The organism is Pseudoxanthomonas spadix BD-a59, assembly GCF_000233915.3.
Lineage (GTDB): Bacteria > Pseudomonadota > Gammaproteobacteria > Xanthomonadales > Xanthomonadaceae > Pseudoxanthomonas_A > Pseudoxanthomonas_A spadix.
This window is the reverse complement of the sequence record NC_016147.2, coordinates 1-21,132: the sequence shown is the minus strand read 5'-3', so window position 1 is coordinate 21,132 and position 21,132 is coordinate 1. Positions and strand designations below refer to the sequence as shown.

The window sequence follows — 21,132 nt, the reverse complement described above, 5'->3', positions numbered from 1 at the left end:
GGTGAACGGCGTCAAGGGGCCGCTGGCGCACGACGCCCGGACCTTCCTGCTGCGTGCCAGGGCGGATCAGACTGCTTCCAGGAACAGGTCGCGGTGGAAGAAGTACAGCTCCTGCAGGAAGAAGCGCCAGCGCGTGCTGAAGGTGCGGAAGCGGCTGGTCGGGGTGGCCGAGGCCAGCGCATCGATGCCTTCCTTGCGGGCCAGGCGCATGGCCCGGGCCATGTGCAGCGGGTCGCTGACGATGATCGCCCGGTGCAGGCTGTTGGCCTGCATCAGCATGGCGGCCTGCTGCAGGTTCTGACGGGTGGTGCGCGAGACGGTCTCGATCAGGATCGCCCTGACCGGCACGCCAGCCTTGAGCGCGTAGCGCCGGCCGACCTGGGATTCGGCAAAGCGCGCGCCGGTCCCGCCGAAGCCGCCGGTGAACAGCATCCTGGGCGCCAGGCCGCGCTGGTACAGCTCAACACCGTGGCGCAGGCGTTCTTCGAATACCGGCGAGGGCCGCGCGTCGTAGGCGGCCGCCCCCAGCACGATGATCACGTCGGCCGGCGCGGCCTGGTCGCGCTGGCCGATCCAGACGATGTAGGCCGAAACGCCAGCCAGCCACAGCAGCACCAGCCAGCCCAGCCGCCAGCACCATCCCCACCGGCCGCGGCGCCGCCGGGCCGGTTTCATGCCGCCATCCAGGGCAGCGCGTCAAGGTCGACATTGCCGCCGGACAGCACGATGCCCACGCGCTTGCCGGCAAAGTCCCGTGGTCGCGCCAGCACCAGCGCCAGGGCGATGGCCGAGGAAGGTTCCACGGTCTGCTTGGTCACCTGCCACAACAGGCGCATCGCGGCCAGCGTGCCGGCATCGGATACCGTTCCCACGCGCGCGCCATGCCGGCGCAGCAGCTCGAAGTTGGGCGCACCCAAGGTGCCGCGCAAACCGTCGCAGCGCGTGTCCGGGATGAAGTCCAGCTGCAGATGGCCGGCGGCCAGCGAGCGCGCCGCATCGGCCGCGCCTTCCGGTTCGGCGCACCACAGCGCGGCCTGCGCGGCGTTGGCGCGCACCGACAGCGCCGTGCCCGAGGCCAGGCCGCCGCCACCGATCGGCGTGACCACCGCATCCAGCGGGCCGGCGGCGGCCAGCAGTTCCAGCGCAGCCGTGCCCTGGCCGGCGATCACGTGGAAGTCGGTGTAGGGATGGACCAGGGTCGCCCCGGTCTGCGCCTGGACCTGGGCACACAGCGTCTCGCGCGCGGCAATGGTTGGCGCGCACCGGTGTACGAGCGCGCCGTAGCGCCGGATCGAAGCCAGCTTGGCTTCGACCGCGCCTTCGGGCACCACCACGTGACAGGCGATGCCGCGGCTGCGCGCGGCCAGCGCCAGCGCGGCGCCATGGTTGCCGGAGGAATGGGTGACCACACCGGCCGCGGCCTGGTGTTCATCCAGCGCCCAGACCGCATTGCAGGCGCCGCGGAACTTGAACGCGCCGCTGCGCTGCAGGTGCTCACCCTTGAAGAACAGCCTCGCCCCGCTCAGCGCATCGAGCGTGGTGGAGGTCAGCACGGGGGTCAGGCGCGCGTGGGGCGCGATCCGGGCGGCGGCGTCGAGGACGTCGTCGAAACAGGGAAGGGCGGACGGCATGGCCCAAGACTACCCGATGGTCTTCGGCTCCGGCGTACCCCAGGGCCGCGGCACACGGGCCATTCCCGGCAGGAATTAATCACCGGTTCAATGCCCGGCGCCCAGGCTGGCATCCATACAGCGGTGCGGACCGGGGGGTCCACCATGAAACGTCTCCTGTTTTCCGCCATTGCCCTGGCGGGGCTGGGCGGCTGCGCGACCTATGATCAGGTCAGTGGCGGCGCAGCCGGTGGCTACTACAGCGGCAGTCCCAGCTACCGGTATTCCTACCCGGGCGGCTATTACGGCGGCTACGGCGGTGCCTACCGCTATGGATACGGCGGATATGGCGCCGGCTACGGTGGCTATGGATATTGGCCCGGCTTCTACGGGTATTACAGCCGTCCCTCCTATGTGATCCATCCGCCGGCGCGGCGGCGTGATCATCACGACGGCCATGATGACCACCGCCATGGCCAGCGTCCGCCGCCGGTTGCCGATGGCGGGAATCGTGGCGATCGGCCAGCGACCGGGGGCCCGCGCCCGTGGCGTCCCGCTGAAGGTCACCAGCGCCCACCGTCCATGCGCGATGAGCACCGCGCACGTGCCCAATCGCCCAACCGCCAGCGCTCGCCGAACGGCCGACCGATGCCGCCCCCTGTCGAAGGCGAAATGCCGCAGTCACCACCAATGCCTGCTGGATCGGCCGGCCCGGCGCAGTCGCGCCCGGCGCCGCCGTCTTTGCCAAGGAAGTCTCACTTCCGCACTCGGCCGATCAGTCACGAGCGCTGAACCCTTGCGTGTGCCGTGCGCTCCATTCAAGCTAGCGCTGGTTGACCGGTTGCGTCGTTTTATGACGTAACCCGGGTATAAATGTTCAAAGCGTCCATGCCGACGTCCGGTGGGGAAATCTGGATCCCCCCTGTTCCGGCCCTTGCCGGTCGTCGGCGCCCAAAAAACAACAACGCCCGGCATTGCCCGGGCGTTGTTGTTTGCTTCGTTGTTGCAAAGACCGATCCCACCGGATCTGGCCCGGAAAAAAATGGGGCCGGCAGTCCCCCGACTACCGGCCCCTGCATCCCCAACGTGCGCTAGCGGCTGGCCCCTGTTCCAATACCAGCCTTGGGCGCCCGAAGTCGCTTGCCACGATGGGTGCAGGATGTATGACGCAGAAGCCGTGCCAACTTTTCGCGTCCCGCCTCCAGTACCCGCTTCGTCTCAGGCCGAGGCATCGCGCCGCCTGATTTCGCCGCGCGTGGCGCCGCTAGGAGTCTGTCGGGCTTTGGCGGTCGAGGCGAAAATTCGTCTGCGCGAGGACAGATTTTCGCCGATTCGCCGCCCCATAGTGGTGCTATGGGCCAAGAAGCGGCGGAAAGATGGACCGCACAGGCGGATTCGCAGCCCGGCCGACCAAAGTCCGACAGGCTGCTAGGCCAGCGGCACCACCGGCATGAGAAAATCCGCGCCATGAGCACGTCCTTCCATTCCTACCAGGTCATCGTGATCGGCGGTGGCCACGCCGGCACCGAGGCTGCCCTGGCCTCGGCCCGCGCCGGCGCACGCACGCTGTTGCTGACCCACAACATCGAGACCATCGGCGCGATGAGCTGCAACCCGGCCATCGGCGGGATCGGCAAGGGCCATCTGGTCAAGGAAATCGACGCACTGGGCGGGGTAATGGCGCATGCGGCCGACCTGGCCGGGATCCAGTGGCGCACGCTCAATGCCTCCAAGGGGCCGGCGGTGCGGGCCACGCGCTGCCAGGCCGACCGCGCGCTGTACCGCAGCGCGATCCGGCGCATCGTCGAGTCACAGCCGAATCTGACCCTGTTCCAGGCCGCGGTCGAGGACCTGGTGATCGAGGCTGACGCAGTGCGCGGGGTTGTGACCCAGACCGGCCTGCGCTTCGACGCCCCGGCCGTGGTGCTGACCGCCGGGACCTTCCTGGCCGGCAAGATCCATATTGGCCAGACCCAGTACCCGGCCGGGCGCATGGGCGACCCGCCGGCGACCACCCTGGCCGCGCGCCTGCGCGAGCGTCCGTTCGCCATCGACCGGCTCAAGACCGGCACCCCGCCGCGCATCGACGGTCGCACCCTGGACTACGGGGTGATGGACGAGCAGCCTGGCGATGATCCGCTGCCGGTGATGTCGTTCATGGGCGATAGCGCCGAGCACCCGGCCCAGGTCAGCTGCTGGATCACCCACACCACCGAGCGCACCCACGCGATCATCCGCGCCGCGCTGCACCGCTCGCCGCTGTACAGCGGCCAGATCGAAGGCATCGGCCCGCGCTATTGCCCCTCGATCGAGGACAAGGTGGTGCGCTTTGCGGAAAAGGCCAGCCACCAGGTCTTCGTCGAGCCCGAGGGGCTGGACGTGGTCGAGATCTACCCCAACGGCATCTCCACCTCGCTGCCCTTCGATGTGCAGCTGGAGCTGGTGCGCTCGATCCGCGGCTTCGAGAATGCGCACATCACCCGGCCTGGCTATGCGATCGAATACGACTTCTTCGACCCGCGCGGGCTGAAGACCTCGCTGGAAACCAAGCAGGTGTCCGGGCTGTTCTTCGCCGGCCAGATCAACGGCACCACCGGCTACGAGGAGGCCGCCGCCCAGGGCCTGCTGGCCGGCGTCAACGCCGCGCGCCTGGTCCAGGAAAAGGACCCCTGGTCGCCGCGCCGCGACCAGGCCTACCTGGGCGTGCTGGTCGACGACCTGATCACCCACGGCACCACCGAGCCGTACCGCATGTTCACCAGCCGCGCCGAATACCGCCTGCAGCTGCGCGAGGACAACGCCGACGCGCGGCTGACGCCGGTCGGCCGCGCCCTGGGCCTGGTCGACGATGCGCGCTGGTCGCGCTTTGCAGCCAAGCGCGAGGCGGTCGAAGGCGAGACCGCCCGCCTGCGCGGCCTGTGGGCCTCGCCGGGCAATGGCGTGGGTCGCGATCTGGAGGCCACCCTGGGCATCGCGGTCAGCCGCGAAACCAACGCCCTGGACCTGATCAAGCGCCCCGAGCTGGACTACGCCAGGTTGATGCAGGTGTCGGCGTTGGGCCCGGGCGTGGCCGATGCGCAGGTCGCCGAGCAGGTGGAGATCAGCGTCAAGTACGCCGGCTACCTGGACCGCCAGCGCACCGAGATCGACCGCCAGCAGCGCAACGAAGGCACGCCGATCCCGCCCGGCTTCGACTATGCCGGCGTGCGCGGCCTGTCGCTGGAAGTGCAGCAGAAACTCGGCCGGGTGCAGCCGCAGACCGTCGGCCAGGCCCAGCGCATCCCCGGCATGACCCCGGCGGCGATCTCACTGCTGCTGGTCCATCTGGAGCGCGCGCGCCGCGGCGCGGTGGCCTGAGTTGTTCGCGCGGTCGTTGCCGGCGCCTGGTCGGCGGCCGCCGCACTGCCTGCGCCCAGACTGGCGCCCGATCCTGGTTTGGCTCAGCGCGCCGGCCTAGAACAATTGGCCCTGTGGCGAAGGCGCGCGCGGCGCCACGAACCTGCTGCAGTCCAGCCCGGGCCCGCGATCGCGATCGAACCCCAGGCGCTTGCAGGCCAGGGCGAAGCGCCGTTCCAGCAGGTCCGCGTACACGCCCTGCCCGCGCATGCGCGGCCCGAAGGTGCTGTCGTAATCCTTGCCGCCGCGCAGCTGCTGCACGGTGCTCATCACGTGCGCGGCCCGCTGCGGCAGGTGGGTCTGGAGCCAGTCGCGAAACAGCGGCGCCACTTCATGCGGCAGGCGCAGCAGCACATAGCCGGCCGAGCGCGCGCCGGCCTCACGCGCCGCTTCCAGCACGCCTTCCAGGTGCGCATCGTTCACCCAGGGAATGGCCGGGGCGAACATCACCCCGACCGGCACGCCAGCAGCACTCAATCTCTTCATCGCGCGCAGGCGGGCGTGCGGTGCCGAGGCGCGCGGTTCCAGTTTCGAAGACAGCGCGTTGTCCAGCGAGGTGATCGAAAACGCCACGTGCACCAGGTTGTCCGCAGCCAGCGGCGCGAGCAGGTCCAGATCGCGCGTGACCAGCGCGTTCTTGGTGATCAGGGTAAAGGGATGGCGCGTTTCGGCGAACACCTCGATCAGCCGGCGGGTGAGCTGCAGCTTGCGTTCCAGCGGCTGGTAGGCATCGGTGTTGATGCCCAGCGCAATCGGGCTGACCTGGTAGCCCGGCCTGGCCAGCGCGCGCCGCAGCAGCGCCGGGGCATTGGTCTTGGCAAACAGCCGGGTCTCGAAATCCAGGCCCGGCGACAGCTCCAGGTAAGCGTGGGTGGGCCGGGCGAAGCAATAGGAACACCCGTGCTCGCAGCCGCGGTACGGATTGACCGACTGCGAGAACGGGATGTCCGGCGAGCGGTTGCGGCTGATGATGCTGCGCGCACGTTCCTCGGTGACCTGGGTCCGGGGCAGCAGGTCCAGCTCGCCATCGTGATCGCGCTGGTGCCAACCATCGTCGGCCACTTCCGGCGTGGTCACGGCAAAGCGTCCCGGCAGCCAGCCGGTCGACCCACGCCCTTTGATCGCCTCACCCATGCCTGCAAGCCTAGCGTCGGTGCGTCTCAGCGAACGCGACTGCCCTAGAATCGGACCATGCTCGCCCTGCTCGCCACCGTGTGGCACGACATCGCACAGATCCCGCACCTCAAGTCCTATCTCACCGCGGCCTGGGTAGCCTATCTGCTGATCCTGTCCGGCTGGATCATCCTGCAGAAGCGCGAGCCGGTGGCCACGCTCGGCTGGGTGCTGTCGCTGGCAGTGCTGCCGTACGTGGGCTTTCTCATCTACTTCGCGCTGGGCCCGCAGAAGATCAAGCGCCAGCGCCTGCGACGCGACCGCTCGCGCGATGGCATGGATTCGCAGCAGGCCACCTGTCCGCCCAACGCACAATGCGCCGAGCTGGCGCTGCTGGGCCAGGCCGTGACCGGCCTGCCGCCCTCTTCGGCCACGCGCGTAGACCTGCTGGTCGACGGCGCGGCCACTTACGAGGCGCTGGTGGAGGCGATCGGCCAGGCGCGCAACCACGTGCACCTGGAGTACTACATCTTCGAGCCGGACCGCACCGGCACGCGCGTGCGCGATGCGCTGATCGAGCGGGCCAGGGCCGGCGTGCACGTGCGCCTGCTGCTGGACGCGGTCGGCGCCGGCAAGCTCAACCGCAAGTTCCTGGCACCGCTGCTGGAGGCTGGCTGTGAGCACTGCTGGTTCCACCCGACCCAGTTCCGCCCCTTCAGCCGGCCCTGGCTGAACCTGCGCACCCATCGCAAGATCGTGGTGATCGACGGCACGGTGGCCTTCGCCGGCGGCATCAACATCACCGACGAGGAAAACGAGACCCTGCGCCCGGACGCCTTCCGCGACCTGCACATGCGCCTGGAAGGCGACATCGTGCGCAGCCTGCAGCAGGTGTTCGTCGAGGACTGGTTGTACGCCAGCGGCCATCAACGCGAGAACTTCAGGGGCACGGCGCTGTGGGCGCCGGCGGCCGAGGCCGAACCGGGCCCGATCGCCGCGCAGGTGCTGACCTCCGGCCCGGATTCGGACTGGGAAGCCATCCACCGCCTGCAGGTGGGTGCGATCTACGAGGCCAGGCAGCGGGTGTGGCTGGTCACGCCGTACTTCGTCCCTGGCGAGGCGGCGATGATGGCGCTCACATCGGCCGCCCTGGCCGGGCTGGACGTGCGCCTGCTGGTGCCCAAGCAGAGCGATTCCCGGGTGGTGACCTACGCGGCGCGCTCGTACTTCGATGAGCTGCTGGCGGCCAGGGTCAAGGTCTACGAGTACGGCCCGCGCATGCTGCACACCAAGGCGTTGCTGTGCGACGACGCCCTGGCGGTGCTGGGCAGCGCCAACTTCGACCACCGCAGCTTCCGGCTGAATTTCGAGGTGGCCCTGCTGTTCCGCGAACCGACCTTCAACGCGCGCCTGTCACAGCTACTGGAGGGCGAGTTCGCCAGCGCTGCGCGTGTGCAGGATGCGCGCAACCGCTCGCTGTGGCGCAACCGCTTGCCCGAGGCGCTGGCGCGGCTGGGCTCACCGCTGCTGTAGCGTGCCGGCGCAGGCGGATCGGTAGAATTCCCGTCCCCTCCCTTGCACCGAGCGCGTGTCATGTACTGGCTCTTCCTGCTGCTTTCCCTGGGCGCCATGGCGGTGGCCCTGCGCACCCCCTCGATGGCGCTGATGGCCGTCAGCCTGCTGGCCGCGCTGGGCCTGCTGATCGCCTGGGCGATGGGCTGGTATTGGGCCAGGGCCGGCAACCGCGATCGCAACGGCCGTGGCATGGTCGACCCGGTCGAGCTGCACCGCCTGCGCGAGCAGGCCCAGGCGCGCAAGGCCGCCCGGCAACCACAAGCCAGCGCCATGCCGCAGCAGCCGCGCGATGACGCCTGACCCAGTGCGCACCGCGCTCAGCGTCAACGTCAACAAGGTCGCCGTGCTGCGCAATTCGCGCGGCGGCGGCGAGCCAGACGTGGTCCGCGCCGCGCGCACCTGCCTGCGCGCCGGTGCCCACGGCATCACCGTGCATCCGCGCCCGGACCGGCGCCACATCACTGCCGAGGACGTGCTGGCGCTGGCCGGGCTGACTGCGCAGTTCCAGGTGGAATTGAACATCGAAGGCAATCCATTTGCACCGCCGCGCCAGGGCTATCCCGGCTTGCTGGCGCTGTGCGAACGGGCCCGCCCGGCCCAGGTCACGCTGGTGCCGGACAGCGATGGCCAGCTCACCTCCGACCATGGGTTCGACTTCACCGGGGACACCATCCAGCTGGGCCGGCTGGTCGCCCACTTCAAGGCGCTGGGCTGCAGGGTCAGCCTGTTCGTCGATGCCGGCTGCGTGGGCCTGGAGCGGGCTGCGGCCATGGGCGCCGACCGCATCGAGCTCTACACCGGCCCCTATGCGCAAGGCTGGGCCGCCGGCGCGCCCGACCCGGCCCTGGCCGCGTGCCGCGCCACCGCGCAGGAAGCTCAGCTGCTGGGCCTGCAGGTCAACGCCGGGCACGACCTCAGCCAGGACAACCTGGGCATGTTCCTGGCCGGGGTGCCGCAGGTGCAGGAGGTCTCCATCGGCCATGCGCTGATCAGCGAGGCCCTGTATGAAGGCCTGGAAACAACCGTGCGCCGCTATCTGGCGATCATCCAGGCGCTGAGCGCGTAGGTCCAGCGCAATAACCGGCGATGGCGATGCGCCCGGCGGTCGCCGCTTCGAGGTGCAGCCGTTGCGCCTGGGCAGCCCTGAGCACGGCCGCGGTCCGGGAGGGTTGAGATCGGCTCATGGCACACCGGCGTGGCCGGATTTTTCGCGCGTGGGAGCGGAGCACCCAGCGATGCAGGCGCGGTGCCGCGCCAGCTGCCGCGCTCGGTGGTTGCGGGTCCGGACATGCCCGTAGTGCCACCAAACAACAACGCCGCCCTAGCAGGCGGCGTTGTCTCTCATCCAATGCGGCGGATCGACTACTGCTGCATGAAACCGATCTTGAGCATCTGTGCGTTCTTCGCAGCGGCCAGCACACGGGCCATGGTTTCGTACTGCGAGTCCGGGTGGGCGTCGATGCGCAGCTGCGGCTGGTTGGTCGGGTCCTTCTGGACCTCGTTCTCCATCATGCCCTGCAGGGCGCTGACCGACACCGGGTTGTTGTTCCAGTACACCGTGTTGGAAGCGTCGATCCGCAGATCGATCGGTGGTGGCGGTTCCTGGGTGGGCGGCGGCGTCGTCGACCGCTGCGGAAGCGCCACATCGATCGGGTAGGTCATGATCGGCGCGGTCACGATGAAGATGATCAACAGCACCAGCATCACGTCGATCAACGGGGTCACGTTGATCTCGGACATGGCGCCCTTGCCACCACCACTACTAAAGGCCATGGTTACTGCCCCTTCTGCTTGGTGGAAACGAAACCGATATCCAACATGCCCTGGCCCTGCGCAATCCTGGTGATCTCGTTGATCGTGGACATCTTGGTGGTCTTGTCGGCGCGCAGATTGAGGGACGGCTGCGGCGTCTGCTGAGCCGCCGAAGACAGGCGTGACTCCAGCATGTCCTTGGTCACCGGCTCGTCGTTCCAGTAGATCGAACCGTCTTCCTTGACCGCGATGTTGATCGGCGGCGTGCGCTTGGCCAGTTCATCCTGATTGGGGATGAACGTGGTTTCGGGCAACTCCACCTTTACCTTCTGCGACATCAGCGGCGTGGTGATGATGAAGATGATCAGCAGCACCAGCATGACGTCCACCAGGGGCGTCACGTTGATGTCTACCATGGGGCCGCTACCGCCGCCCCCGCTACTGAATGCCATACGGCCTCCGGATACTTCTTGTCGTGGGGTTTTGTTTCGACGCGTTAGCGCACGCGGGCGCCTGTCGCGAAGAAGTCGTGCAGGTCGTGCGCGAAGGTATCGAAGTTGGCGATCGTGGTGGCGTTGATCTTGCTGAAGAAGTTGTAGGCAAACACCGCCGGGATCGCGACGAACAGGCCGATGGCGGTCATGATCAGCGCTTCGCCCACCGGGCCGGCGACAGCGTCGATGCCGGCGCTGCCGGTGGCACCGATGCGAATCAGGGCGCCGTAGATGCCCCACACCGTTCCCAGCAGACCCACGAACGGAGCGGTCGCACCGACGGTGGCCAGCAGGATCATGCCGGACTGGATCTTGGTGCTCTCGCGGGTGACGGCCTGACGCAGGGCCCGGTCGACGAACTCCGAACGGCTCAGGGCCTCGCCGGTGCCGGTACCTTCAGCGCGCTGGTGGTGGGCGGCGGCCTGGGCGGCATCCAGGGCGATCTTGGAAAACGGCTCGTTGCGCGGTTGCTCCTCCATGAAGCGGATGGCGTCCTGGGCGTTTTTGGCCTCCCAGAAGGCCGCGGTCACCCGATCGGCCTGCGAGCGCAGGCGCACGCTCTTGATGATGTTGACGATGGTCCAGTACCAGGACGCGGCGGACATGATGACCAGGGTCAGCAGCACCACCCACGACACCACGAAGGCGCCCGGGTTGCTGGTCATTTCGGAGATCAGGTGGGAGAAGCCCATCTGGTTCAGGGCCGCGGCGGCGTTGGTGCCTCCCGCGGCGGCAACAATCAGAGTTTCCTGCAGCATGACGCTTACCTTTAGTTGGAAATTTGGTGGGGTTAGGTGACGCTCATTGGGTGAAGCAGTCCGGCTCAGCCGCCCATGCTGAAGTCGACCGGGACGCGCACGCGCCCGGCGACACTCTGGCCGCCTGATTTACCGGGATTGAAGCGCCACTTGCGTGCTGCTTCCGTCGCGGCGCGGTCGAGATCGCGGTTGCGGCTGGACTTCTCGACCGAGACGTTGGTGACGTTGCCGTTGGCGTCGACATCGATGATCAGGATCACCGTGCCTTCCACGCCCGCACGGGCAGCGGCCGGCGGATAGCGCGGCGGGTTCATGTTCTTGGAGGAAATGTCCACGCTGGCGCCGATGTCCGGGGACGGCGCAGGCGGGGCCGGCGGCGCGGGCGGGGCATAGGTATCCATCGGACGCGGATCGGGCACGTCCACCGGCGGGGCTTCCGGCGGCGGCGGGACCGGCGACGGCTTGGGCGGGGACAGCTCCTTCACCGGCGGCGGCGGGGTCTCCTGCTTGGGCGGCGGCGGTGGGTGCGGCGGCGGGGGCGGGGGCGGGTCGACGATCTGAACCAGCATCTTCTGTTCCTCCTCCTTCTGCGCCGGCGGTGCAACCGCAGGGATCAACAGAAGCAAGAACACCGCCACATGCAGCGCGATGACGAATGCGTAGCCGATGATGCGCGACCAGTTGAGCCCCTGCGGACCCTCCTGCTCCCGATAGCGGTTGATGACGAGTTGTTCAGCCATGCGCCAATGGACTCAATGGAAACGGGGTGCGCGGTCAGGCGCACCGGAATGTCGATTCGATTCGGATTCCCCTGCAGAACCGCAGCGGAATTGCCAGCTTAACCCAATCCTTCATCACGATTCCAGCAGGGATCCACCGCTGTGAAATCGCTTCCAACCGATCACTTGACGCCAATGATCGTTTTCGCGTCCTGCGGTTTCTTTACACCCTTGTCCAGCGCTGCCTGGGCGGCCTTCCTGGCCTCGTCGGTGTGTCCTTCCTGCAGTTGCACCCGGGCCAGATTCAGATAGGTCTCGCCGGTCGGATCCAGGGGCGCCGCCTTCTTCCAGGCTTCGATGGCCTGCGCGATCTGCGGCGGCTCGGAATAGTAGTACGCCTGCGCGAGGATCTGATACACCTCCAGGTTCGGCTTGAGGATGTTCTTGGCCAGGCCGTCGTTGATGACCTCGATGGTCTGCTTTTCGTGCTTGTCCATGTTGCTGTAGGTGGCGTACAGCTGGCGGTATTCCTTTTCGTCGGTCAGCTGGCCCGAGGCGCGCAGCTTGTCCAGGATCGCCGCGGCCTTCTCCGGCTGGTCGTTCTGCGAGTACACCACGGCCAGGTTCATCTGCGCGCTCTTGTCGTTTGGCGCCTTGGCGGCCATGTCCTCGGCCAACCCGAGTGCCTCGGCGGGCTGGTTGTTGGCTTCGTAGCTGGCCATCAGTACCCGGCTCCACTGCGCCTTGGGCTCGGGCGAGGTGGCGATGGCCTGCTTCAGCGGCTCGATCGCCTCGGCGTAGCGCTCGGCCTGGTACAGGGCCTGACCCTTCAGGGCGAGGTCTTCAGGCTTGCTCGACCTGGTCTCGGCCAGATATCTGTCGAGGGTGGCCAGGCCTTCGGCGTACTGTTCGTCCTGCAGCTGCAGCTGGGCCAGCATGTACATGGCCTGGTAGTGGCCGTTGTTGTCCAGCGCATTGAGGTCCAGGACCTGCTTGAGGTAGGCCTTGGCCGCGGCCGAGTCGTCGGTGCTGTAGGCGGCCTGCGAAGCGATCTGCGCGGCCAGCGCCTTGTCGTAGTCGTTGGCGTCGGGGCTGGCGATGATTTCATCGGCCTGGGTGCGTGCGGCGGCCCAGTCCTGGTCGTTGTAGGCCTTGATCAGCTTCTCGGCCCTGGACGCCATCTTGCGAGAGTTCTTGGCCTCCGGTACCTGGCGGGTGGCGTCGGGGAAGAGCACTTCCTGCTTGGTATCGCCGCCTCTCTTGCGTTCTGCGCGCTCACGCGTCTGCTGGGCCGAGGCATCGACGGCAACCGTGCCGGCGAGCAGGCCGAGGACGGCCAGGGAGAGCAGGGCATGTTTGGGGGTGCGCAACAACATGGATCACCTCTTGCGGAATCGGGGCTTGCGTGGGCAGGGGGGCTGAACAGCAGGCCAATGATGACCGCCGGGAAAACTAGCAGAATAGAATTAACAATGTGTACGGATTTCGTTGCGCGCTCGGCGCAACTGGCCACTAGCGGCAACGCGGCGTGCGGCCTGCAGCGCGCGCGGCCTGCCAGGTCGGCACCAGCGTATCGGCGCGGCTTTGCAGCTCGCGGATGCGGGCGCTTGGATCGGGATGGGTGGACAGCCACTGCGGTGGCCGGCTGCCACCGGCGGCCAGCATGTTCTGCCACAGGTCCACGGCCTGGCGCGGATCGAACCCGGCCTGTGCCATCAGGCGCTGGCCGACCACGTCGGCCTCGCTTTCCTGGGCGCGCGAATTGGGCAGCAGAAAGCCTGCACTGGCGGCGATGCTGCCGCCCTGGGTGACCAGCGAACCGTAGTCGCCGGCCAGCGCGCCCAACAGTTGCAGCGCCTGCGAGGTGCGGACCTGGTTGGTGAGGCGCTCTTCAAAGTGGTGCTCAACGACGTGACCGATTTCATGTGCGATCACCGCGGCCAGCTGATCCTGGGTCCGGGCCACCGGAAACATGCCGGTGTTCACTCCGACCTTGCCGCCGGGCAGGGCGAAGGCGTTGGCGTCCCTGTCCTCGAACACCGCCGTTTCCCAGGCGATGCCGCGTGTGGATGCCGGCAGTTGGGCCACCAGCGCGTTGACCACGCAGCGCACGTAGGCGTTCTGTCCGGGATCCCTGCTGATGGCCTGTTTCTGCTTGGCCTCAGCGAAGGCCTGGGCGCCGAGCTGATCCAGTTCCTGCTGCGAGACCGCGCCCACATTCTGGCGACGGCCGGTCGAGGAGGTCATGGTGGCGCAACCGGCCAGCAGCACGCCGGCGACCAGGCAGCACAACAGCGGGAGGACGAGTCGGGGTCTAGCTTTCATGCGGATCAGTGTTGGCACACATGAACTTTCCGTCAAGCTTCCGCGCTCAGCGGGCAACGCCGAAGACCATCATCAGGCCGAGCGCAAACGCGTTGTTGAGCCCGTGCGCGATGATCGAGGCCCCCAGCGAGCCAGTGCGCCGGTAGACCCACGCAAAGGCGATGCCCATGCAGGTGTAGACCACCCACAGCGGCAGTTGCACGGCCAGTGACTTGTCGCCCACCCATGGCGGTTCGTGCATGAAGGCGAACAGCACCCCACTCAACACCGCGCCCAGCAACGGCCAGCCGTCACGCCAGAGCCTGCCAAACAGCACGCGCCGGAACAGGACTTCTTCGTAGATCGGCGCGACGACCACGGCGAACAGCAGCAGCAGCCCCGGATGCTGGGCCAGCGTGCCGCGCACCAGGGTCATGTTGGTGGGGTCCAGCGATTGGCGCAGGGCCGCGGCGATCTGCGCGACGACCGCGCTGAAGCAGATCACCCCCGCGGCGGTGAACAACGCCAGCAGCCAGGTCGCCGGCATGCGCAGGGCGGCACGCGAGCGGCGGCGTTCATCGCCACGGGGCGGGGCGCGCCAGAGCATGGCCGCCAGCGCCGTGCCGCCCACCCCGAGCACGCTCATGGCGATGGCCGCCAGCGGCCCGGGCTTGCCGACCGCCTGCATGATCGCGCCGGGATCGGCGGTGGGCATGCCCTGCAGCGCCAGCTGCACGCCGCGCCAGAGGCCCCAGGCCAGGGCGCCCGACAGCGAAAGCAGGCCAAACAGCACCGCCACGATCAGCACCTCCAGCGCAAAGCGCGACAGCGCCTGGCGCAGCGGCAGTGCGCTTCCCGGCCGGGAAGAGGCTCCCTGCCCGCCGCCGGACTGGAGCGGATCGGCTTCCATGCGCGCCAGGCTCAGATGTCCAGGTTGGACACCTTCAGCGCGTTGGCGTCGATGAACTCGCGGCGCGGCTCCACCACATCGCCCATCAGCGTGCTGAAGATCTGGTCGGCGGCCACCGCGTCCTCGATCCGGACCTGGAGCATGCGCCGGGTATCGGGATTGACCGTGGTTTCCCACAGCTGCTCGGGGTTCATTTCGCCCAGGCCCTTGAAGCGCTGGATCTGGCGGCCCTTCTTGGCCTCTTCCAGCAGCCAGGCCTGGGCCTGGGCGAAGCTGGTGATCTCCTGGCTGCGGGCGCCACGCTGGATCCGGGCGCCGTCGCGGACCAGGCCGTGCAGCTGCGCGGCCGCTTCACGCAGCGGGCGCAGTTCGCCGGTTTCGAAGGCCGACAGCGACAGCACCTGGGTCAGTTCCTCGCCCATGTGGTGGCGGGTGGCCAGCAGCGCGGCCGGGCGTGTGTCGGTGGCAGTCTGCAGTTCCAGGGTATAGCGCGGGCTGCCGATGCTGGGGCTGTTGAGTGCGCCTTCCAGCGTATCCAGCTCCTTGCGCAGGGCCGCAGGGTCCAGGCTGGGCAGGACATCGGTCGGGGCGGCATCGATCATCGCCTCGAGCAGGGCCGGATTGTAGCGATGTGTGTTGCGCGCGATCGTATCGCGTGCATCGGCGAACAGGATCAGCAGTTTTTCCAGGACCTCGCCGGAAATCGGCGGCTCGCCGGCGGCCGGGATCAGCGCGGCATTCTCCACCGCGCTGTTGGCCAAGTAGACGTTGAGCGCCGCGTCGTCCTTCAGGTACAGCTCCTGCTTGCCCTGCTTGAGCTTGTACAGCGGCGGCAGGCCGATGTAGACGTGGCCGCGCTCGATCAGCTCGGGCATCTGCCGGTAGAAGAAGGTCAGCAGCAGGGTGCGGATGTGCGAGCCGTCCACGTCGGCGTCGGTCATGATGATGATGCGGTGGTAGCGCAGCTTGTCCGGGTTGTACTCATCGCGGCCGATGCCGGTGCCCAGCGCGGTGATCAGGGTGCCGACCTGGTCGGAGGCGAGCATGCGGTCGAAACGGGCGCGTTCGACATTGAGGATCTTGCCCCGCAGCGGCAGGACCGCCTGGTTCTTGCGGTTGCGGCCCTGCTTGGCCGAGCCGCCGGCCGAGTCGCCCTCGACGATGAACAGCTCGGACAGCGCCGGATCCTTTTCCTGGCAGTCGGCCAGCTTGCCGGGCAGCCCGGCGATGTCCAGTGCGCCCTTGCGGCGGGTGAGGTCCCTTGCCTTGCGCGCGGCCTCGCGGGCACGGGCGGCGTCGACGATCTTGCCGGTGATCGCCTTGGCCTCGTTCGGATGCTCCTGCAGGAACTCCTGCAGGCGCGCGCCGAAGGCGTTCTCCACGGCCTGGCGCACCTCGGAGCTGACCAGCTTCTCCTTGGTTTGCGAGGAGAAGCTGGGGTCGGGCACCTTGACCGACAGCACCGCGATCATGCCTTCGCGCATGTCATCGCCGGTCAGAGCAACCTTGGCTTGCTTGGCAATGCCGTTTTGCTCGATGTAGTTGCTCAGCACCCGGGTCAGGGCGGCGCGGAAGCCGGCCAGGTGGGTGCCGCCGTCCTTCTGCGGGATGTTGTTGGTGAAGCAGTACATCGTTTCCTGGTAGGCGTCGGTCCACTGCAGGGCCACGTCGACCACGATGTTGTTGTATTCACCCACGGTGGAGATCACGTGCGGGTGCAGGGGATTTTTGGCCTTGGCCAGGTGCTCGACGAAGCTGGCGATACCGCCTTCGTAGTGGAAGTCGTCGCGGCGGCCTTCGCCGCGTTCGTCGGCCAGCACGATCTTGACGCCGGAGTTGAGGAAGGACAGCTCGCGCAGGCGCCGGGCCAGGATGTCGTAGTGGAACTCGACATTGCCATGGAAGGCGGTGACCGAGGGCCAGAATTGCAGGGTGGTGCCGCGCTTGGTGCTGGCACCGAGCTGCCTGAGCGGGGCGAGCGCGACGCCATGGCTGAATTCCTGCTGATAGTGGAATCCGCCCTGGAAGATATCCAGCAGCAGCTTCTCCGACAGTGCATTGACCACGCTGACGCCGACGCCGTGCAGGCCGCCGGAAACCTTGTAGCTGTTGTCATCGAACTTGCCGCCGGCGTGCAGGATGGTCATCACCACCTCGGCAGCGGAGACCTCGCGGCCGAGCTTGGCGCTCATTTGCGCGTGCCTGCCGACCGGGATGCCGCGGCCATTGTCCGAGACCGACACCGAACCATCGGCATGGATGGTCACCACCACGCTGTCGGCATGGCCGGCCAGGGCCTCATCGATCGAGTTGTCGACCACCTCAAAGACCATGTGATGCAGGCCGGTGCCATCGTGCACGTCGCCGATGTACATGCCCGGACGCTTGCGCACGGCCTCCAGGCCTTCCAGGGCGGTAATGCTGTTGGCGTCGTAGGTGCCGGTCTGGCCGGCGGTTGCCGGGGGGGTCTGTTCGGTCATTCGGTGTCGATCGCCTGCACGGCCGGGGCGCGCGACGAGAGGATTCGCGCAGGCCGCCGACGCTTGATAAGGAAGCAGGAATTGTACCACCGCGACCGGTGCGGCCTCCCTGGGGCCCAGTCGCGCGGTTCAGTGGCCGACGATGGTGTCGTGTTCCACGTGAAACCACGCCAGCGGCACAGCTTCCAGTGCTGCCGGCATTTCAGTACCGGTGACCAGGACCTGGGCGCCGGACTGGATCACCCGAGCCAACACACTGGCCTGGTGACGGCGGTCCAGCTCGGAGGCCAGGTCATCCAGGGCCAGCACCGGCCATTCCCCACGCTGGGCCGCATAGTCCTGGGACTGGGCCAGCAGACAGGACAGCGCGGTCAGCTTGGCCTGGCCACGAGACAATGCTTCGCGCTGGGGCAGGGCGCTGAAATCGACCCGCCAATCTGCCCGATGCGGGCCCACGCCGGTGTGGCCGAACTGGCGATCGCGCTCCCGCGACACCAGCAGCGCATCGGCCAGCGACAGCGCTTGGCGACGCCAACCCGGCGCAAATTCCAGTTGCGCCCGGCCCAGCATCGGCACCAGCGCGTTGGCAACGTCCTGGACCTGGCCTTGCAGCCGGTCCAGGTATGCCTGCCGGTGCGCGGTCACCGCTTCGCCGGCCTCCGCCAACTCGACGTCCCAGGCATCGAGCTGTTTCCCGCTGCCGCCGGACTTGAGCAGGGCGTTGCGCTGCTTCAGCGCGCGGTTGTAGCGACGCCAGACCGGGAGGAAATCCTGTTCCACGTGAAACAGGCCCCAGTCCAGAAAGCGTCGCCGTGGCTCGCCGCTGCCGGTCACCAGTGCATGGCTGCCCGGCTCGAAGCTCACCACCGCCAGTGCCGCACACAGCTCACCGAGCTGACCGACGTTGCGGCCATCCAGGCGGCCGCTCCATTCCTGCCCGCTGTGGCGCAGACCCGCACGGCGGATCCGGTCATCCTGGCCTTCGCGCCACTCCACGAAGACCTCAACGGCCTGCGAACCGGTGCGGATCAATCCATCGCGCACGCGCCCGCGAAAACTGCGGCCCCAGGCCATCAGGTGCAGGGCTTCGAGCAGGCTGGTCTTGCCGGCCCCGTTGTCGCCGGTGATCAGGTTCAAGCCGGGCTTCGGGGCAAGTTCAACCTGCGCGAACCTGCGCAAGCCGCCCACGGCCAGTCGGGTCACGTGCATCGCTTCGCGTTCGCTAATGACAACGCCCGGATCGGTCCGGGCGTTGTCTGGGTTTCACGTGGAACAGCCACCGACGCATCAGAGCCGAAGCGGCATCACCACGTGGCGGCAACGCTCACTGCTGGCCTCTCGCACCAGGGCCGAAGAATTGGCATCGCGCAGCTGGATCACGATGTGCTCGTCACGCAAGGCAGACAAGGCGTCCAGCAGGTAATTGACGTTGAAGCCGATCGCCAGCCCGTCAGCCTTGGTGTCGGCCTCGATTTCCTCCTGGGCTTCTTCCTGCTCCGGGTTATGGGCGCTGATCTTCATCTGCCCGGGCGAAAGTTCCACGCGCACGCCGCGGTATTTCTCGTTGGACAGGATCGCGGCGCGCTGCAGGGCCGCACGCAGCACTTCCCGGTCCAGCTTGACCTCGATGTCCGCGCCGATCGGGATCACCGCTTCGTAATCGGGGAAGCGGCCGTCGATCAGCTTGGAGGTAAAGGTCACATCGTCGCGCTTGACCCGGATGTGGCTGCGGCCGAGCTCCAGCTCCAGCAGGCGCTCGCCGCCCTCGAGCAGGCGCTGCAGCTCGGTGACGCCCTTGCGCGGCACGATGATCTGGCGCTTGGTCAGGCTGGTGCCAGTGTCCAGGCCCGATTCGCACAGCGCCAGCCGGTGGCCATCGGTGGCTACGCAGCGCAGCGCCGAATCGCGCAGGTCAAACAGCAAGCCGTTGAGGTAATAGCGCACGTCCTGCTGGGCCATGGCGAAGGAGGTGCGCTCGATCAGTTCCTTCAGCGCGGCCTCGGGCACGGTGACCCGCTCGCTGGCTTCGACTTCATCGACCGACGGGAAATCGTTGGCCGGCAGGGTGGCCAGGGTAAAGCGGCTGCGCCCGGCGGCGACGCTGACCTTGTCCCCGCTCTGACTGACCGTGATCCGGCTGCCGTCGGGCAGGGCGCGCACGATCTCGAACAGCTTGCGGGCCGGGATCGTGGTCTCCCCGTCCTGGGCGTCCTCGACCGCGCTGCGCGCAATCATTTCCACTTCCAGGTCCGTACCGGTCAGGGACAACTGGCCGTCGTGCACCTGGACCAGGAAATTGGCCAGCACGGGGAGCGTCTGGCGACGTTCCACCACGTTGACCACTTGCGCCAGGGGTTTGAGGAAAGCTTCTCGCTGCAGGCTGAAACGCATCGTGTGGGTCCCGGTGCTCTATGTTTTTAGAAGTGTATAAATCTTAAAACTGGTGGTGATGGTTGCCGCAATTTCGCGGGAAAAAGCCTTTAACCGCTTGATATTTCTGGATTTTTATAGGGCAAAACCCGGTGCATAGGTGCGCCGCGCCTGCTGGGGAAACCTGTGGACAGTTTTCCCGCAGGATTTGATCCACCCCTTGTCCACAGCTTGAAGAGCCCTCGGCCCACCGGTTGTTCACCCCTCGGGCCGACCTGTACAGCATAGCCACCTGACCCGGCCCGCGGGCGCGTGTTCACTCACTCAGCTTGCGGATCAGCTTGTCCCAGTCTTCCTTCAGCTTGCCGTCCGATTCCATCAGGGTCCGGATCTGCCGGCAGGCATGCAGCACCGTGGTGTGGTCGCGGCCGGCAAAGGCATCGCCGATCTCCGGCAGGCTGTGCTCGGTCAGCTCCTTGGTCAGGGCCATGGCCATCTGCCGCGGACGCGCCAGCGAACGGGTGCGGCGCTTGGACAGCAGGTCCTTGATCTGCAGGCCGTAGTAATCGGCCACGGTCTTCTGGATGTTGGGGATGCCGATGGCCTGCTGCTGGGCGCGCAGCAGGTCGCGCAGGGTTTCCTGGGCGAACTCGGGGGTGATCGCCTTGCCCAGGAAGTTGGCGCGCGCGGCCAGGGTGTTGAGCGCCCCTTCCAGGTCGCGCACGTTGGAGCGCATCTTCTTGGCCAGCAGGAAGGCCACATCGTCCGGGATGTGGGTCCCGCGCTCGGCCGCCTTGGCCAGCACGATCGCCGCGCGGGTCTCGAAATCGGGCGGGTCGATGGCCACCGACAGGCCCCAGGCCAGGCGCGACTTCAGCCGCGGCTCCAGGCCCTCGACCTCGCGCGGATAGCGGTCGCAGGTCAGGATGATCTGCTGGCGGCCGTCGAACAGCGCGTTGAAGGTGTGGAAGAACTCTTCCTGGGTGCGGTCCTTGCCGGCGAAGAACTGGATGTCGTCGATCAACAGCGCCTCGACCTGCTGGAAGCGACGCTTGAACTGGTCCATGGTCCGGTCGATCAGCGCCTTGGTCATGGCACTGAAGAACTGTTCCGAACGCAGGTACAGCACGCGTGCGGCCGGGTTCTGCCGGCGCAGCTCGTTGCCGGCGGCGAACATCAGGTGGGTCTTGCCCAGGCCGGTGCTGCCGTACAGCAGCAGCGGATTGTGCGAACGCTCGCCCGGCTTCTGCGCCGCCTGCCAGGCCGCGGCGCGTCCGAGCTGGTTGCTGCGGCCTTCGACGAAGTTGTCGAAGGTGTAGTGGGTATCCAGGTTGCCGGCGAACGGCTCGGTCGGCGCGGTGGCGGTGGTGCCCAGCGAGGCCGGCGCGCCGGCGAAGGCCCCAGGCTCGGCCGTCCTGGCGCGCGAGCCGACCGCCAGCGAGACCTGGTCCAGCCCGGCGTAGTGGTCCAGCAGCTCGCGAATGCGTGGCAGGTAGCGCTCGCGCACCTGGTCGACGATGAAGGCATTGGGCGCGTACAGCACGACCGCGTCGGGACGTTGTTCGGCCTGCAGCGGCTTGAGCCAGGTATGGACATCTTCAGCCGGCAATTCGGCTTCCAGGCGTTCTAGGCAGCGGGGCCAGGCATCCAT

19 protein-coding genes are annotated in these 21,132 nt (G+C 67.5%); 5 read left to right on the top strand and 14 right to left on the bottom strand.

What is annotated here, in order from left to right; genetic code table 11:
- Positions 1–66 precede the first annotated feature (66 nt).
- Positions 67–675 (bottom strand): YdcF family protein, encoded by a 609-nt coding sequence (locus tag DSC_RS00090; protein WP_014159046.1) that lies wholly within the window; start codon positions 673–675, stop codon positions 67–69.
- The gene (locus DSC_RS00085) at positions 672–1,631 is read right to left on the bottom strand and encodes a pyridoxal-phosphate dependent enzyme (RefSeq protein WP_014159045.1); all 960 of its coding nucleotides are present in this window, start codon (positions 1,629–1,631) and stop codon (positions 672–674) included. The genes DSC_RS00090 and DSC_RS00085 overlap by 4 nt, the downstream gene beginning before the upstream one ends.
- A 144-nt stretch (positions 1,632–1,775) precedes the next feature.
- Here DSC_RS00085 and DSC_RS16375 point away from each other — a divergent pair, with 144 nt between their 5' ends.
- Positions 1,776–2,402 carry a hypothetical protein gene (locus DSC_RS16375; RefSeq protein ID WP_147475102.1) on the top strand — a complete coding sequence of 209 codons (627 nt, stop codon included), beginning with the start codon at positions 1,776–1,778 and terminating at the stop codon, positions 2,400–2,402.
- Positions 2,403–3,077: 675 nt separating this feature from the next.
- On the top strand, positions 3,078–4,967 hold the full coding sequence (mnmG, locus tag DSC_RS00080) for a tRNA uridine-5-carboxymethylaminomethyl(34) synthesis enzyme MnmG (RefSeq protein WP_014159044.1): 1,890 nt from the start codon (positions 3,078–3,080) through the stop codon (positions 4,965–4,967).
- Positions 4,968–5,063: 96 nt separating this feature from the next.
- Here mnmG and DSC_RS00075 read toward each other — a convergent pair whose 3' ends face one another.
- Entirely contained in the window at positions 5,064–6,140 is a 1,077-nt protein-coding gene (locus DSC_RS00075; RefSeq protein ID WP_014159043.1) for a PA0069 family radical SAM protein, read from the bottom strand.
- A gap of 57 nt (positions 6,141–6,197) precedes the next feature.
- On the opposite strand from DSC_RS00075, the gene cls reads away from it, so the two are divergent.
- Genes cls through DSC_RS00060 form a run of 3 tightly spaced genes read left to right on the top strand, consistent with a single transcriptional unit; the run spans position 6,198 to position 8,760 of the window.
- The gene (cls, locus tag DSC_RS00070) at positions 6,198–7,652 is read left to right on the top strand and encodes a cardiolipin synthase (protein ID WP_014159042.1); all 1,455 of its coding nucleotides are present in this window, start codon (positions 6,198–6,200) and stop codon (positions 7,650–7,652) included.
- A 60-nt stretch (positions 7,653–7,712) separates the two neighbouring features.
- Complete coding sequence (locus DSC_RS00065) at positions 7,713–7,994, top strand: hypothetical protein (protein WP_014159041.1); 282 nt, start codon at positions 7,713–7,715, stop codon at positions 7,992–7,994.
- Entirely contained in the window at positions 7,984–8,760 is a 777-nt protein-coding gene (locus tag DSC_RS00060; protein WP_043290233.1) for a pyridoxine 5'-phosphate synthase, read from the top strand. Before DSC_RS00065 ends, DSC_RS00060 begins: the two co-directional genes overlap by 11 nt.
- A gap of 296 nt (positions 8,761–9,056) precedes the next feature.
- Here the strand turns inward: DSC_RS00060 and DSC_RS00055 are convergent, their stop codons facing one another.
- The 11 genes from DSC_RS00055 to dnaA all read right to left on the bottom strand — a co-directional run bounded on the left by DSC_RS00055 (position 9,057) and on the right by dnaA (position 21,132).
- A complete protein-coding gene (locus DSC_RS00055; RefSeq protein ID WP_014159039.1) occupies positions 9,057–9,467 on the bottom strand; it encodes an ExbD/TolR family protein in 411 nt (136 codons plus the stop codon).
- A 2-nt stretch (positions 9,468–9,469) separates the two neighbouring features.
- The gene (locus DSC_RS00050) at positions 9,470–9,898 is read right to left on the bottom strand and encodes an ExbD/TolR family protein (RefSeq protein WP_043290232.1); all 429 of its coding nucleotides are present in this window, start codon (positions 9,896–9,898) and stop codon (positions 9,470–9,472) included.
- A gap of 44 nt (positions 9,899–9,942) precedes the next feature.
- Entirely contained in the window at positions 9,943–10,698 is a 756-nt protein-coding gene (gene exbB / locus DSC_RS00045) for a TonB-system energizer ExbB (protein ID WP_014159037.1), read from the bottom strand.
- Between the two features lie 65 nt (positions 10,699–10,763).
- Positions 10,764–11,438, bottom strand: coding sequence for an energy transducer TonB (locus tag DSC_RS00040; RefSeq protein WP_014159036.1), 675 nt, complete (start codon positions 11,436–11,438; stop codon positions 10,764–10,766).
- Between the two features lie 161 nt (positions 11,439–11,599).
- The gene (locus tag DSC_RS00035; RefSeq protein WP_014159035.1) at positions 11,600–12,793 is read right to left on the bottom strand and encodes a heme biosynthesis protein HemY; all 1,194 of its coding nucleotides are present in this window, start codon (positions 12,791–12,793) and stop codon (positions 11,600–11,602) included.
- 136 nt (positions 12,794–12,929) lie between these two features.
- Positions 12,930–13,742, bottom strand: coding sequence for a M48 family metallopeptidase (locus DSC_RS00030; protein ID WP_043290230.1), 813 nt, complete (start codon positions 13,740–13,742; stop codon positions 12,930–12,932).
- Between the two features lie 46 nt (positions 13,743–13,788).
- The gene (locus DSC_RS00025; protein ID WP_014159033.1) at positions 13,789–14,631 is read right to left on the bottom strand and encodes a CPBP family intramembrane glutamic endopeptidase; all 843 of its coding nucleotides are present in this window, start codon (positions 14,629–14,631) and stop codon (positions 13,789–13,791) included.
- An 11-nt stretch (positions 14,632–14,642) separates the two neighbouring features.
- Positions 14,643–17,111 (bottom strand): DNA topoisomerase (ATP-hydrolyzing) subunit B, encoded by a 2,469-nt coding sequence (gene gyrB, locus DSC_RS00020; RefSeq protein WP_014159032.1) that lies wholly within the window; start codon positions 17,109–17,111, stop codon positions 14,643–14,645.
- A gap of 129 nt (positions 17,112–17,240) precedes the next feature.
- The gene (recF, locus tag DSC_RS00015) at positions 17,241–18,320 is read right to left on the bottom strand and encodes a DNA replication/repair protein RecF (RefSeq protein ID WP_014159031.1); all 1,080 of its coding nucleotides are present in this window, start codon (positions 18,318–18,320) and stop codon (positions 17,241–17,243) included.
- Between the two features lie 78 nt (positions 18,321–18,398).
- A complete protein-coding gene (gene dnaN, locus DSC_RS00010) occupies positions 18,399–19,502 on the bottom strand; it encodes a DNA polymerase III subunit beta (protein ID WP_014159030.1) in 1,104 nt (367 codons plus the stop codon).
- Positions 19,503–19,797: 295 nt separating this feature from the next.
- Positions 19,798–21,132 (bottom strand): chromosomal replication initiator protein DnaA, encoded by a 1,335-nt coding sequence (gene dnaA, locus DSC_RS00005; RefSeq protein ID WP_014159029.1) that lies wholly within the window; start codon positions 21,130–21,132, stop codon positions 19,798–19,800.

Excerpts from the sequence above, each read along its gene's own strand:
- DSC_RS00090 (WP_014159046.1), bottom strand. The coding sequence starts at position 675 with ATGAAACCGGCCCGGCGGCGCCGCGGCCGGTGGGGATGGTGCTGGCGG.
- DSC_RS00085 (WP_014159045.1), bottom strand. The coding sequence starts at position 1,631 with ATGCCGTCCGCCCTTCCCTGTTTCGACGACGTCCTCGACGCCGCCGCC.
- DSC_RS16375 (WP_147475102.1), top strand. The coding sequence starts at position 1,776 with ATGAAACGTCTCCTGTTTTCCGCCATTGCCCTGGCGGGGCTGGGCGGC.
- mnmG (WP_014159044.1), top strand. The coding sequence starts at position 3,078 with ATGAGCACGTCCTTCCATTCCTACCAGGTCATCGTGATCGGCGGTGGC.
- DSC_RS00075 (WP_014159043.1), bottom strand. The coding sequence starts at position 6,140 with ATGGGTGAGGCGATCAAAGGGCGTGGGTCGACCGGCTGGCTGCCGGGA.
- cls (WP_014159042.1), top strand. The coding sequence starts at position 6,198 with ATGCTCGCCCTGCTCGCCACCGTGTGGCACGACATCGCACAGATCCCG.
- DSC_RS00065 (WP_014159041.1), top strand. The coding sequence starts at position 7,713 with ATGTACTGGCTCTTCCTGCTGCTTTCCCTGGGCGCCATGGCGGTGGCC.
- DSC_RS00060 (WP_043290233.1), top strand. The coding sequence starts at position 7,984 with ATGACGCCTGACCCAGTGCGCACCGCGCTCAGCGTCAACGTCAACAAG.
- DSC_RS00055 (WP_014159039.1), bottom strand. The coding sequence starts at position 9,467 with ATGGCCTTTAGTAGTGGTGGTGGCAAGGGCGCCATGTCCGAGATCAAC.
- DSC_RS00050 (WP_043290232.1), bottom strand. The coding sequence starts at position 9,898 with ATGGCATTCAGTAGCGGGGGCGGCGGTAGCGGCCCCATGGTAGACATC.
- exbB (WP_014159037.1), bottom strand. The coding sequence starts at position 10,698 with ATGCTGCAGGAAACTCTGATTGTTGCCGCCGCGGGAGGCACCAACGCC.
- DSC_RS00040 (WP_014159036.1), bottom strand. The coding sequence starts at position 11,438 with ATGGCTGAACAACTCGTCATCAACCGCTATCGGGAGCAGGAGGGTCCG.
- DSC_RS00035 (WP_014159035.1), bottom strand. The coding sequence starts at position 12,793 with ATGTTGTTGCGCACCCCCAAACATGCCCTGCTCTCCCTGGCCGTCCTC.
- DSC_RS00030 (WP_043290230.1), bottom strand. The coding sequence starts at position 13,742 with ATGAAAGCTAGACCCCGACTCGTCCTCCCGCTGTTGTGCTGCCTGGTC.
- DSC_RS00025 (WP_014159033.1), bottom strand. The coding sequence starts at position 14,631 with ATGGAAGCCGATCCGCTCCAGTCCGGCGGCGGGCAGGGAGCCTCTTCC.
- gyrB (WP_014159032.1), bottom strand. The coding sequence starts at position 17,111 with ATGACCGAACAGACCCCCCCGGCAACCGCCGGCCAGACCGGCACCTAC.
- recF (WP_014159031.1), bottom strand. The coding sequence starts at position 18,320 with ATGCACGTGACCCGACTGGCCGTGGGCGGCTTGCGCAGGTTCGCGCAG.
- dnaN (WP_014159030.1), bottom strand. The coding sequence starts at position 19,502 with ATGCGTTTCAGCCTGCAGCGAGAAGCTTTCCTCAAACCCCTGGCGCAA.
- dnaA (WP_014159029.1), bottom strand. The coding sequence starts at position 21,132 with ATGGATGCCTGGCCCCGCTGCCTAGAACGCCTGGAAGCCGAATTGCCG.